This window comes from Acidovorax carolinensis, from assembly GCF_002157145.1.
GTDB classification, from domain to species: Bacteria; Pseudomonadota; Gammaproteobacteria; order Burkholderiales; family Burkholderiaceae_C; genus Acidovorax; species Acidovorax carolinensis.
Map to the genome: position 1 here is coordinate 2,613,080 of NZ_CP021361.1, position 12,921 is coordinate 2,626,000.

The window sequence follows — 12,921 nt, forward strand, 5'->3', positions numbered from 1 at the left end:
GTCCCGCCGCCACCCAGTCCCACCGGAGAACCCCATGAGTGCCATCCTGTTGTCAGGTAAAGCCGCCGCATGGCCGAAACGGCCGCCGGAGCCCTCAAATGAGGCCGAATCGGCGCCATTCAACGCGAACCGCGACTGGGAAATCGACCGCGCCCTGATGCTCGAACGCTCGGAACGCCGGGCCTGGCGCGTGGCGGTGGCCGGACTGGTGCTTGGGCTGATCGGGATCGCTGCCGTGTTCGTGCAGGGTCCGCTGCGCCGCGTGGTGGAGATTCCCATCGTGGTGGACCGAGTGACCGGCGAAACCACCATCCAGCAGCGCCTGAGCGAGGAAACCATTCCCGCGATGGAGGCGCTGGACAAGCACAACCTGGCGGCCTTCGTGCGAGCGCGAGAAAGCTACAGCTGGATGTTCCTGCAGCGCGACTTTGACCAGGTGGCGCGCATGGCGGTACCGGGCGTGTTCGCCGAATACAACCGGCAGTTCGAAGGCGACGGTGCGCTGCAAAAGAAGATCGGCGCCGCTGAGGAATGGCGCATCAACATCGTGGGGGTACGCCTGCGGGCTTCCGGGCGCAGCGGCAACCTGAGCGACGCCACGGTCACCTACGACAAAGTGGTTCGGCTGACCGACCGCAACCTGCCAGACGTCACGACCCGCCACGTGGCCAGCATCGTCTACCAGTACCAGCCCCAGGTGCTCGCCAAGGAAGCCGACCGGCTGGAGAACCCGTTCGGCTTTGTGGTCACCGCCTACCGGTCAGACCCGGAGATCAACACCCAGGCAGCGGGAGCACGGCCATGAAGCGCACTGCCTTGACGCTACTGGCTGCCTGCGCCGCGTCTTTGAGCCTGTTCGCTCAAACGAATCCGAAGTCAGCCGACCCTCGCCTGCGCGACGTGGTCTACGACCCAGCAGCGGTGGTGACCGTCCCCGTCAAACGGGGCATGGTGACCCTGGTGGTGCTCGCCCAAGACGAAGTGATCACCGAGGTGGCCGCAGGCCAAGGCGGCGATTGCAGCAAGGTCGATGCCGTCTGGTGCGTGGCGGCGCAACCGGGGGGCCGCAACCTGTTCGTCAAGGCCAAGTCTGGCGCGGATGCACCCAATAACCTGGCTGTGGTAACGGACCGGCGCACGCATGCGCTGCGTTTCGTGGTCCTGCCCGACGGCGATCGACAACAGCCGGTCTACCGCTTGACCGTCAAAGCACCCACGCAACCCAAGCCCGCCTCGGGTCTGTCAGCGAAAGACCTCGCGGCACTCGCGGCCCTGCCTCCTCTGCCGTCCCAGCCGACGCCCCAACAGGTGGTGGCTGAACGACTACAGGCCAGCCCCACGGTGATGAACTCCCAATACTCGCTGGCAGAAGGATCAGGCTCGCAAGACATCGTGCCGACCCTGGTGTACGACGACGGTCGATTCACCTACCTGCGCTTTCCGGGCAACCGCGAAGTGCCCGCGGTCTTTCATGTGCTCGGCGATGGCAGTGAAACCCTGGTCAACGCACGCATGGAAGACGACCTGCTGGTGGTGGACCGCGTCAGCCGACAACTGATGCTGCGGGCGGGCAACGCGGTCGTGGGCATCTGGAACGAGGCCTTTGATCTGGATGGCGCCCCGGCAGAAGGTGCGACCACCGTTCCGGGTGTGCAGCGGGTTCTCAAGGCAGCCAACGCCTCTCTCGACAACCGCCCCACCGGAGTCAGGCCATGAACGACCAAACCAACGCCCACAACCCGTCGACCGTAGACCCTGCGGACGGCAACACCATCACACCTCTGCCGGGAGAGCCCGGCATCCCCCAGGTGACGGCGACACGCAGTGCCAACTGGTCGCGCAAGGGCGCGTTGGGGCTCGGCATGATGGTGCTGACCCTGGTACTTTTTGCGGGCTTTGCCATCAACCGCTACCTGACAAGCGGACCGGCAACGGACGAAGACGCCAAGCTGGTGCGGGACAAACCCTCGGCCGCCAGCGCCGGGACGCGCGCACTGGACATGACGGCGCCACCTGCGCCGCGAGTGCCCGCTTTGCTACCGACCAATGAGGCGGCGGAGCCCATTGGCGTACGCAGCGGCGGGGCTGCTGCGCCCAAAGGCCACTCTGCAGACGATGCACCGGTGCTGATCGTGTCTTCTCGTCCTGGCGGGTACTCCAGCTCGGCGGGCATGCCCAACGCAACGGGGCCTGGCGAAGCCTCGGCCAATCCGGACGATCCGGTAGCCAACACCGGCCGCAACCTGCAGGCTTACCAGAGACAACTGCAGAGCCTGCTCGACAACCTGACCCAGAGCGCGGCGATGGCCGGTGGTCAAGGTGGCGATACGGCCAACCTCGGCGCCCTGGGCTCGATGAAAGGTGTCTCACCGGGCGCGGGTCTGCCTGCGCCTTCTGCAGGCCTGTTCGGCGGTCAACTGCAAGGCTCGGCTACCCCCAAGGTCGCCGCCAGCACGCTGGGCGACCGCAGCCTCACGCTGCCCAAGGGCACGGCCTTCACCTGCGCCCTCAAAACCAGGGTGATCAGCGCCACGTCAGGCCTGGTGGGCTGCCAGATCCAGCGCAACGTGTACGGTGACAACGGGCGCGTGCTGCTGATCGAACGCGGCTCGCACCTGGACGGTGAATACCGAATATCGTCGGTCCGACCCGGCATGGTCCGCATCCCAGTGTTGTGGACCCGGGTTCGAACGCCGCACGGCGTGACGGTGGACATCGAGTCGCCAGGCACCAGCCAGCTCGGCGAGTCCGGGATTGATGGGTACGTGGACAACCGCTGGGGTGAACGCATCGGCGCCGCCATGCTGCTCTCGCTGATCGACGACTCGGTCAAGCTGGTGATCCAGAACCAGACGCAAGACCAGCAGGCCGACACCATCGTCCTGCCATCCACCACCGACAACACCAGCAAGCTGGCCGAGAAGGTGCTGGACAGCACCATCAACATCCCGCCCCTGCTGTACCAGAACCAGGGCGGCATCGTCGGCATCTACGTCGCCCGCGACGTGGACTTTTCCTCGGTCTACGAACTCCAGCCGCGGGAAAGGTGAAGGCAATGAACACCCTGCCCGGCATTGAAGAAGACCCGCTCGACGGCTGGTGCGGCGACGCCACCTCGGTGGTGGAGTTCCTGCGCCCGCTGCGCGAACAGCTGGACGCCCCTGGCGTGCTGGAGGTCTGCGTTAACCGGCCCGGCGAGCTGCAGGTGGAATCCGTGAACGGTTGGCAAGCGGTCAACGCACCGGCCATGACGCAGGAGCGTTGCCTGTCTCTGGCCACGGCTTTGGCCACCTACTGCGACCAGCAGATCAACCAGGAACGCCCGCTGCTGTCGGCCACGCTGCCCACCGGCGAGCGCATCCAGTTCGCCATACCGCCCGCTGTGCCACGCGGCACCGTGTCCATCACCATTCGCAAGCCCTCGAATGTGGTGCTCAGGTTGAGTGACTTCGAGCAAGACGGCTTGTTCGGCCGCGTAGGCGAAAAGGCCGCCGCACAGAGCCCGGAACACAACGACGGCTTGCAGCCCTTTGAGCGCGAGCTGTTGGCCTTGAAAGCCGCTGGCCGATACGCCGACTTCATGCGCCTGGCCGTGCGCCACCACCGCACCATCGTGGTCAGTGGTAAGACTGGATCGGGCAAGACCACCTTCATGAAAGGGCTGGTCGAAGAAGTGCCGAAGCACGAGCGCCTGATCACCATCCAGGACACCGCCGAACTGACCTTGCCCAACCATCCCAATGTGGTTCACCTGTTCTACAGCAAGGACGCTCAAGGCACGGCAAGGGTCACCGCCAAGTCTTTGCTCGAAGCCTGCCTGCGCATGAAGCCCGACCGCATCTTCCTGGCCGAGCTGCGCGGTGAAGAGTGTTTCTCTTTCATCCGACTGGCCGCCTCGGGCCACCCGGGCAGCATCACCAGCGTGCACGCCGGCAGCTGCGATCTGGCGCTGGAACAGATGTCGCTGATGATCCGCGAAAGTGGCGCGGGCGGCGGTCTGCGCATGGACGAGATCAAAGGCCTGCTGCGCATCGTGATCGATGTCATCGTGCAGTTCGACCGGGACGAACGGGGCCGCTTCATCGCCGATGTGGCCTACGAACCCCGCCGCAGGCACCACGCCGCCAGCCACAACCCGCTGCGCGCCAGCACCCTCCAAGAACCTGGCGCTGTAGCGAGCGAGGGGTTGCCATCATGAGCCAGGCGTTGGCCTTGCCCTTCACCGCCTGGTCCGTGGGCCGACGGGTTGCCGCGGGCGCCTTTGCAGCGGTCGTGGCCACTGCCCTGCTCTGTGCGGCGGTCTACGTCTCGGGGGTGCTTTTTCTCCTTCTCAGCAAAGCCGACCCCAGGCAGGCCCGGTGGAGCAGCATCACCACCTACTGGCAGCTCTATTCCGGCGAAGCGGTTTTGCGCCAGCGCCTGTTCACCGCCATGACCCTGTCTGGCGCTGGCTTGCTGGTCATCCTGCCCGGCGCGCTCATCGCAGCGGCCCGGCCACGCCGGGCACTGCATGGCGACGCGCGTTTCGCCTCGGCTGGCGAAGTGGCCCGAGCTGGGCTCTTGGATTCGGCCAACAAACCTGACACCCCAAGCATCCTCATCGGGCGATTCAAAGGCCGGTACCTCGCCCTGCCCGGCCAGCTGTCGGTGATGTTGTCCGCCCCAACCCGTAGCGGCAAGGGTGTGGGCGTGGTGATCCCCAACCTGCTCAACTGGCCCGACTCCGTGGTCGTGCTCGACATCAAAGGCGAAAACCACGCCATCACGGCGGGCTACCGCGCCGCCCACGGCCAGCCGGTCTACGCCTTCTCCCCGTTCGACGAACAGGCCCGCAGTCACCGCTGGAACCCGCTGACGGCAGTTCGCACCAGCCCGCTGCACCGGGTCGGCGATCTGCTGGGTATCGGCCAGGTGTTCTTTCCTAACGACGGCAGCGGCACCTCGTCCGAAGCCTTCTTCAACGACCAGGCGCGCAATCTGTTTCTGGGCCTGGGCCTGTTGCTGCTGGAAACGCCCGAACTGCCCCGCACCGTGGGTGAGCTGTTGCGTCAGTCTTCGGGCAAAGGCCAGCCGCTGAAAGACCACCTGGGCAGTCAGATCACCCAGCGCCGCGAACAAGGCAACCCACTCACCGACGAGTGCGTCGATGCGCTGCAACGCTTGCTGAGCAATTCCGAGAACACCCTGTCCAGCGTGGTCGCCACCTTTCACGCGCCGCTCACCATCTTTGCCGATGCGGTGGTCGATGCCGCCACCAGCGCGGACGACTTTCGGCTCGAAGACCTGCGTCGCCAGCGCATGTCGGTCTATGTGCGCATTCCGCCGCACCGGCTGGCCAATGCCCGCCCCTTGCTCAACCTGTTCTTCTCGCAACTGGTCAGCCTCAACACCCAGCACCTGCCCGAACAAGACCCGAGCCTCCGGTTTCAATGCCTGCTGGTCAACGACGAGTTCACTGCCATGGGCCGCGTGGGCGTCATCACCCACTCTGCGGCCTTCCTGGCTGGCTACAACCTGCGCCTGCTCACGGTGGTGCAAGCCATGTCGCAGCTGGACGCGGTCTACGGCGACAAGGAAGCCCGCACCTTCGCCACCAACCACGGCCTGCAAATTCTGTATGCGCCGCGCGAACAGCGCGACGCCGACGAATACAGCGCCATGCTTGGCCACTTCACCGAGCGCGCCACCTCACGCGGGCGCAGTCGTTCTTTCAGCGGACACGGCCACAGCACCGTCAGCCGCAACGAAAGCGAGCAACGCCGCGCCCTGCTGCTGCCGCAGGAGTTCAAGGAGTTGGGACGCGAACGGCTGGTGGTGATCTTCGAGAACTGCAAACCGATCCTCGGCGAAAAGATCCGCTACCACCGGGACAAGGTGTTTCAAGCCCGTCTGCGCCCTGCCCCAGCGGTGCCGCGGATGAACATGGACCTGCACCAGGCCAAGGTCCAGCAACGCTGGTGTTACGCCGACGACGAACTACCGCCCGAGATGCACACCCTGGACCGCGAAGCGCTGGCCCACGACATCCAGTTGGCGACCGAGGTTCTGAACGGTCCAGCCGACATAGCGGCCGACGCCCTGATCGACCCCTTTGACCAGAGCAAGGCCGTTCAAGACGGAGGTGGCTCGATCGAGCCCGCCGACGAAGACGCAGCCGATGAAAGCACCACAGCCCCACCCCTGCCTGCTGAGGAAGGTGGACCTCAGGTGGAAATCACAGGAGAACGCCCATGACTGCCCCTTTCAATCGTTTCGTATGGACCGGCCTTCTGAGCTTGACGCTGGTTGCCTGCAGCTCGCCGCCCAAGCCACCCACAGTGGACGAATCCCAGAAGCGACCCGTCAACGCCCAAATGGCCGTCGAGTTGCAGGTCTGCAAGAACGATCTGCAAAACACACGCATCCTGGCTACCGAATCCAGCCGCCTGGCCGAGACCACGGCCGCCACGTTGGCCCACATGGCGGCTCGTCAACAACTGCTGTCGTCTCTACAGGAGAAAGCCGCGGCCAACAGCCTGCGCATCGTCCACTTCGCTTTCAACAGCACGCAAGTGTCCATCCCTACGGCTGAAGCCTCGGCGCTGGTGGAAGAAGCCAAAGTCGCGCCGCTGGTGCTGTTGCGAGGGCGCACCGATGGCACGGCGGACTCATCTGCCGAAAGCCGCATTGCTCAGGCCCGAGCCAACGCGGTTCGCGACTACCTGGTTGCCTCCGGCGTAGACCCCACCCGAATCCGCACCACCCATCAACCCAGCGGCGACCACCTGGCCGACAACCGCAACCCCCAGGGCCGCAGCCTCAACCGCCGGGTCGAGATTGAGGTGTACCGCACCCTGCCCGTAACTCAACAAGCATCTCAGTAGCAACCCTGCCACATCCGCCAGCAAGCTCCAACCACAGGAGGTTTCCATGGACGACAGCAATGCCCCCACCCGAAATGTGAACCGGTCCAGTCCAGACGCCCCAACATCCCAGGGCGGCACGGTAGAACCCGCCAACCGCGCCCCGGTTGCCATCCGGACGTTCCAGGCGCCTGAACCAGAGCCCGGCGAGCGCTACGAACTGCGCGACCCCTTCGCCGACCTCACCTACCGCAGTGACCGTTTTCAGGACATGGTGGCCAAAGCCGATCAGCTCGGGGCCAACCGTTTCGTGGTGCTGGATGCAAGAGACCAAAGGTCGTTCATACACAAGGTGGATGGCCAATGGCAGCGCGAAGAACCACGAACCCCTCAGCGCGACGGGCAAGCCATCCCAAGGGCGACCGCCAGCCCAGAGCCCAATTCACAGCAGGCGCCCACCAACGTCATCCCCCTGCCTTCGGCGCAAAAGGAGCCAATGGCGCAAGAGACCACCGATCCGCAGGCCACGGCACGCATAGATGCCCAGGCCGAGCGTGCAGCCTTGGTGGCCAAGCTCGAAGCCTCCTTGCTGGACCGCTACCTCATCAAACGGGCACCGGTCACCTTGGGTGACGTCAAGATCGGCCTGACCGAGTACCGGTTCAAAGGCGACACCTCGCGTGTCGCTTTCACCGAATCCACCTTCCGACTGGCCACGGAAACCAACAGCCCGTCTGTGGCCCGGTCCATGGTGGACGTCGCCGAGGCCCGCAACTGGCATTCCCTTCGGGTGTCGGGCAATGAAGACTTCAAACGGCTGGTGTGGCTGGAGGCCGCCGCTCGTGGCGTGAAAACGCTGGGCTACGAACCCAACCCGGCCGATCTCGAACGCCTCAAGGTTGAACGCGACTTGCGCCAAGTCAACCGCATCGAACCAGGCCGGGAAACCAACGCCAGCCAGGGCAGCTCACCCGGCAACAAACCTGCTGGCCGTGGAAGCGGTGGACGCAAAGCGGTACTGGCCGCCGTTGAGGCCATTCTGGTGGCCAATCGCGTGCCCGACCAGCAGCGCATGGCCATCATGGCTGCCGCCACCGAAAAGCTGGCCCAACGCATCCGCGACGGCCACACGCTCAAGGTCAAGGTCTACGACAAAAACGCACCGTCCCAGCGACCAGCCGTGGTGCCCAAGCAAGAGCAACAGCGCACCCGCGAGCGGGCAGCGCCCGTGCGCTGAGGGGCGAAGCATGAACAGCGGCAGCGGGGCGACAGTGATCTACGACATCTGTGGGCGGCGCTGGGTGAAAGAGGCGCCGGGTTTCGCCGATGCCATCGCCGAAGCCTACGCGAACCACCAACGCCCGCGCTGCCTGTGTCGTCCAGCCGGCGATGGCATCGAGATGTACGTGGCCCGCCTGATGAACGGCTACATCGTCAAGCGCATGCCCAATACAGGGAGTCAGCATGCAACCTCATGCCCCTCCTATGAACTGCCTGCCGATCTGTCTGGTCTGGGCCAACTGGTCGGCACCGCCATCGTGGAAAACCCCGCCACGGGTGAAACGGCACTGAAGCTCGATTTCCCCCTGTCCAAACTGCCCGGCAGATCGTCCCAACCTCCCGCCGCCAGCACCTCGCCCAACATCTCATCCCAAGGTCAGAAGCTCAGTCTGCGAGCCATGCTCCACTACCTGTGGGACCAGGCCGAACTGACCCACTGGCACCCGGGTTTCACGGGCAAGCGAAACTGGGCCATCGTCCGTCGGCACCTGTTTTCAGCCGCAAAGCACAAGTTCGCGCGTGGCAGCGCACTGCAGAACCGCCTGTATGTGCCCGAAGTGTTTTCAGTGGAGCAGCGCGACCCCATCAATGCCCGCCGCCTCGCCGAATGGACCAGCGCCTTGGCGCATCCCGGAAAGCCCAGCCAGCTCATGCTCCTGATCGGCGAAGTCAAGGAGATCGTGCCGTCAAGGTACGGTTTCAAAGCGGTCATCAAACATCTCCCCGATCAAGCCTTCGCCATCGACGAGCGCTTATTCCGTCAGCTGGAGCGCCGATTTGCAGGCGAGCTGGCACTTTGGGGCGCCTTCGACTCCATCCATCTGGTCATGATTGGAACCTTCTGCGTCAGCTATTCGGGCCTTCCCACCATCGATTCCCTTTCGCTGGTCACTTTCACACCGGAGTGGATTCCGGTGGACAGCCCCCATGAGGCCCACCTCGTCCGGGCATTGGTCAGCTGTCGGCGAAGCTTTGTGAAGACCCTTAGCTACAACCTGTGTGCGGGCACCAGCATGGCCAGCGCCGTGCTCACCGATTTGGGGGACCCGTTCGAGCTGTTCATCGCAACGGAAAGCGACACCCTCGAAGAGCGCCCGGTGGAACCATCCTCAGCGCCAGACCTGCCTGCCCGCCACTGGGTATGGCACCCATCCCAGCAGCCTCTACCCCCGTTCCCAGCCGTCAGAACAGAAGTCCTCGCCTGATTGGACGCTGCCCGATCGAATTGAGCAGCTTCGCTCCGGAGCATCCCAGAAGGTGCCTGAAATCCGGGCGAATTCACCCCACGCCCGCCAGCCAATTGCGCCCATGCCGAGTCCACTAAACTCAGACGCAATCTGTTTTGCAACGTCTGCAGAATTCACCAACAAAACGACGGCTGAACATGCAAGGGAGTAAGCGTTCCAATTTCGATCTGCTCAAACCCTATGAGCAGCAGCTTTGGCGTCTCGGTGCCTTGGCGGAGCGCTATTTTTCAGACGACCCCAACACCAGTCTGCTCAAGCTTCGCCAGCTCGCCGAACTGCTGACCCAGACGGTCGCCGCCCGGATCGGCCTGTACACCTCGGCTGAAGAGTCCCAATACGACCTGATCCGGCGCCTCCAGGCCGATGGTTTCCTGCCTCGGGAAATCAAACAGCTGCTGGACCAGATTCGTGTGGCGGGCAATGCCGCCAACCACGCGCTTGAAGGCAACCACGCCAAAGCCCTGACCTCCCTTCGGTTCGCCTGGCAATTGGTTCTCTGGTTCCACCGCACGTTCAAAGATCCCGAGTACCGCTCCGGCCCGTTCCTGCCGCCGGCGCCGCCTGCTGACGAGGGCGCCGAACTCAAAAGCCAGCTGGATGAGCTGCGCCAGGCGGTGGTCGAATACCAATCCAAGCACGAGCAGGTTCAAAACCAGCTGACCCAGGCCCAGTCGCAACTCTCCACTCTGGCCGAAGAGCGCACGGTGTGGGAACAGGTCGCCACCGAAGCCGAAGAAGCCAAGGCACAACTCGGCCAGCGCCTTGAAGCCCTGCAGACCGAAGTCAAGGCGGCGCCTCAGTTCAACAAGACCCAGCTGCTGTCGTTTGCCACCGCCGCCGCCTCGCAGGTGGTGCTGGACGAATCCCAGACCCGGCGACTGGTCGATGAACAGCTGCGCCAGGCTGGCTGGGAAGCCGACACCGAAGTCTTGCGCTACAGCAAAGGCACCCGCCCGGAGCGAGGCCGCAACATCGCCATCGCTGAATGGCCCTGCGAGGGCTATTCAGCCGACTACGTGCTGTTCCAAGGTCTCACCCCTCTAGCGGTGGTCGAAGCCAAACGCGAGGCCAAAGACGTATCGGCCGCTTTGCAGCAGAGCAAACGCTACAGCCGCACCTTCGGCGCCAGCTCAGAGACCTTTCTCCACGAAGAAAACTGGGGCGAACGCGGCGAGTTCCGCATCCCGTTTGTGTTCGCCACCAACGGGCGCCCCTACCTGCGCCAGCTGGCCACCAAAAGCGGCATCTGGTTCTGCGACCTGCGCCGCCCGGAGAACCTCGCCCATGCGCTGGACGGCTGGTACTCGCCGCAGGGTCTGCAGGTCCTGCTCGCCCGTGACGAAGCCCGCGCAGACCAGGAACTGAGCAACACCGCCTTCAACTACGGTTTCCCGCTGCGCCACTACCAGCAAACCGCCATCCAGGAAACCGAGCGCCGCATCAGCCAGGGCCAGCGCGAAATTTTGTTGGCCATGGCCACCGGTACCGGCAAAACCAAAACCTGCGTCGCCCTCATCTACCGCCTGCTCAAGGCCAAGCGCTTCCGCCGCATCCTTTTCTTGGTCGATCGTTCAGCGCTGGGCATCCAGGCCGCCAACGCCTTCAAAGACACCCGCATGGAACGCCTGCAGACCTTTGCGGACGTGTTCGGCATCAAGGAACTGGACGAACAGATGCCCGACGAGGACACGGGCGTCCAGGTGGCCACCGTGCAAGGCATGATGAAACGGGTGCTGTTTCCAGCCGATGGCGTAGCGCCCCCAACCGTGGACCAGTTCGACTGCATCGTCATCGACGAATGCCACCGCGGCTACACGCTGGACCGCGAAATGTCCGACACCGAAATGGCCTTTCGCGGGTTTGACGACTACATCTCCAAATACCGCCGAGTGTTGGACTACTTCGACGCCACCAAGATCGGCCTCACCGCCACCCCGGCACTGCACACCACCGAAATCTTTGGCGCACCGGTCTACTCGTACACCTACCGCGAGGCCGTGGTCGACGGCTTCCTGGTGGACTACGAGCCGCCCATTCAACTCTACACAGAGCTGTCCACCCACGGCATGACCTGGCACGTGGGCGAAGACGTCAAGGTCTACGACGTCACCAAAAACCAGATCGATCTGTTCAAGGCACCCGACGAAATCAAGCTCCAGGTCGAGGACTTCAACCGCAAGGTCATCACCCGCCCGTTCAACGAAGCGGTGTGCCAGTACCTGGCGCAGGAGCTGGACCCCAGCGGGCGCCGCAAGACGCTGATCTTTTGCGTCAGCAGCAGCCACGCCGATCTGGTGGTTGAAGTCCTCAAGAAGGCCTTCGAAACCCAATACGGTTCGGTGGAAGACGACGCGGTCATCAAGATCACGGGCGACGCCGATAAGCCCCTGGAACTCATCCGCCGCTACAAAAACGAGCGCCTGCCCAACGTGGCGGTCACGGTGGACCTGCTCACCACCGGCATCGACGTTCCGGAAATATGCAACCTGGTCTTCCTGCGCCAGGTCAACAGCCGCATCCTGTTTGACCAGATGCTCGGCCGCGCCACCCGCCTGTGCGACTTTGACGGCGAAGCCAAGGACAACTTCCGCGTCATCGACGCCGTCCGCGTGTTCGAGAACATTGGAAACATGACCGCCATGAAACCCGTGGTGGTCAACCCCAAGCTCAGCTTCTCGCAGCTTGAAGGCGAACTGCTCACCGTCGCCGACGATGCGGCCCGCGAACTGGTGCGCGACCAGTTCCTGGCCAAGTTCCAGGTCAAAAAGCGCCACCTCAAAGGCAAAGACGCCCAGGACTTCGAGACCAAGGCCGGCATGTCGCCTGATGACTTTGTCAAAAAGCTCCGTGCCCTCCCCTTGAACGAACTGGCCAAGTGGTTTGCCCAGCACCCCGATCTGGGCGAAATCCTCGACCGCAAGCACGAAGGTAGCGGCCAAGGCATGTACGTCTCGGACCACCCGGATCAGCTGAAAAACGTTGAACGCGGCTACGGCAAGGCCACCCGCCCCGAGGACTACCTCAAGGAATTCAAAGCCTTCATCGAAAGCCACGGCAACGAACTGCCCGCGCTGCTCACCGTGCTCACCCGCCCGCGGGACCTCACCCGCCAGCAGCTCAAGGAACTGGTGCTGGCGCTGGACAAGGCCGGCTACACCGAGGCCCGCCTCGCCACGGCCTGGCGCGAACTCAGCAACAAGGACATTGCCGCCCGCATCATTGGCTATATTCGCCAGGCCGCCGTGGGGGATGCCCTGCTCCCCTACGCCGAGCGCGTGGACCACGCCCTGCAAAACCTGCTGGCGAAACCACCCGGCGGCATTGCCTGGACCAACCCGCAGCGCGACTGGCTCAAACGCATCGCCGCCCAGACCAAAGCCAACCTGCTGGTGGACCGCGCTGCGCTCGACGACCCAGACCTCATCTTCAAACGCGAAGGCGGCGGCTTCAATCGCCTCGACAAAATCTTCAATGGCCAACTCCAGCCCGTGCTGGAAGCCTTTAACGATGCGCTGTGGGCGCAGCCGCCCCAGTCTGCACAAAGCTGAACC

General features: G+C 63.9%; 9 protein-coding genes. All 9 read left to right on the forward strand.

Annotated elements, in window-relative coordinates:
* Nucleotides 1–34 precede the first annotated feature (34 nt).
* The 9 genes from CBP34_RS12250 (at nucleotide 35) to hsdR (ending at nucleotide 12,918) form a co-directional block, all read left to right on the forward strand.
* The gene (locus CBP34_RS12250) at nucleotides 35–805 is read left to right on the forward strand and encodes a VirB8 family type IV secretion system protein (protein ID WP_094098173.1); all 771 of its coding nucleotides are present in this window, start codon (nucleotides 35–37) and stop codon (nucleotides 803–805) included.
* Nucleotides 802–1,716, forward strand: coding sequence for a TrbG/VirB9 family P-type conjugative transfer protein (locus CBP34_RS12255; RefSeq protein WP_094098174.1), 915 nt, complete (start codon nucleotides 802–804; stop codon nucleotides 1,714–1,716). Before CBP34_RS12250 ends, CBP34_RS12255 begins: the two co-directional genes overlap by 4 nt.
* Nucleotides 1,713–3,050, forward strand: a complete 1,338-nt coding sequence (gene virB10 / locus CBP34_RS12260; RefSeq protein WP_094098175.1) for a type IV secretion system protein VirB10 — start codon at nucleotides 1,713–1,715, stop codon at nucleotides 3,048–3,050. Before CBP34_RS12255 ends, virB10 begins: the two co-directional genes overlap by 4 nt.
* A gap of 5 nt (nucleotides 3,051–3,055) precedes the next feature.
* A complete protein-coding gene (gene virB11, locus CBP34_RS12265) occupies nucleotides 3,056–4,198 on the forward strand; it encodes a P-type DNA transfer ATPase VirB11 (RefSeq protein WP_094099167.1) in 1,143 nt (380 codons plus the stop codon).
* Nucleotides 4,195–6,234 carry a type IV secretory system conjugative DNA transfer family protein gene (locus CBP34_RS12270; protein WP_094098176.1) on the forward strand — a complete coding sequence of 680 codons (2,040 nt, stop codon included), beginning with the start codon at nucleotides 4,195–4,197 and terminating at the stop codon, nucleotides 6,232–6,234. Before virB11 ends, CBP34_RS12270 begins: the two co-directional genes overlap by 4 nt.
* Entirely contained in the window at nucleotides 6,231–6,863 is a 633-nt protein-coding gene (locus CBP34_RS12275) for an OmpA family protein (protein ID WP_094098177.1), read from the forward strand. Before CBP34_RS12270 ends, CBP34_RS12275 begins: the two co-directional genes overlap by 4 nt.
* A gap of 46 nt (nucleotides 6,864–6,909) precedes the next feature.
* Nucleotides 6,910–8,079 carry an LPD7 domain-containing protein gene (locus CBP34_RS12280; RefSeq protein ID WP_094098178.1) on the forward strand — a complete coding sequence of 390 codons (1,170 nt, stop codon included), beginning with the start codon at nucleotides 6,910–6,912 and terminating at the stop codon, nucleotides 8,077–8,079.
* Between the two features lie 10 nt (nucleotides 8,080–8,089).
* On the forward strand, nucleotides 8,090–9,328 hold the full coding sequence (locus tag CBP34_RS12285; protein WP_094098179.1) for a DUF1173 domain-containing protein: 1,239 nt from the start codon (nucleotides 8,090–8,092) through the stop codon (nucleotides 9,326–9,328).
* 179 nt (nucleotides 9,329–9,507) lie between these two features.
* Entirely contained in the window at nucleotides 9,508–12,918 is a 3,411-nt protein-coding gene (gene hsdR / locus CBP34_RS12290; protein ID WP_094098180.1) for a type I restriction-modification system endonuclease, read from the forward strand.
* The last annotated feature ends 3 nt before the right edge of the window (nucleotides 12,919–12,921 follow it).

What these genes read in the sequence shown, in the direction of transcription:
- CBP34_RS12250 (WP_094098173.1), top strand. Translation starts at nt 35, where the DNA reads ATGAGTGCCATCCTGTTGTCAGGTAAAGCCGCCGCATGGCCGAAACGG.
- CBP34_RS12255 (WP_094098174.1), top strand. Translation starts at nt 802, where the DNA reads ATGAAGCGCACTGCCTTGACGCTACTGGCTGCCTGCGCCGCGTCTTTG.
- virB10 (WP_094098175.1), top strand. Translation starts at nt 1,713, where the DNA reads ATGAACGACCAAACCAACGCCCACAACCCGTCGACCGTAGACCCTGCG.
- virB11 (WP_094099167.1), top strand. Translation starts at nt 3,056, where the DNA reads ATGAACACCCTGCCCGGCATTGAAGAAGACCCGCTCGACGGCTGGTGC.
- CBP34_RS12270 (WP_094098176.1), top strand. Translation starts at nt 4,195, where the DNA reads ATGAGCCAGGCGTTGGCCTTGCCCTTCACCGCCTGGTCCGTGGGCCGA.
- CBP34_RS12275 (WP_094098177.1), top strand. Translation starts at nt 6,231, where the DNA reads ATGACTGCCCCTTTCAATCGTTTCGTATGGACCGGCCTTCTGAGCTTG.
- CBP34_RS12280 (WP_094098178.1), top strand. Translation starts at nt 6,910, where the DNA reads ATGGACGACAGCAATGCCCCCACCCGAAATGTGAACCGGTCCAGTCCA.
- CBP34_RS12285 (WP_094098179.1), top strand. Translation starts at nt 8,090, where the DNA reads ATGAACAGCGGCAGCGGGGCGACAGTGATCTACGACATCTGTGGGCGG.
- hsdR (WP_094098180.1), top strand. Translation starts at nt 9,508, where the DNA reads ATGCAAGGGAGTAAGCGTTCCAATTTCGATCTGCTCAAACCCTATGAG.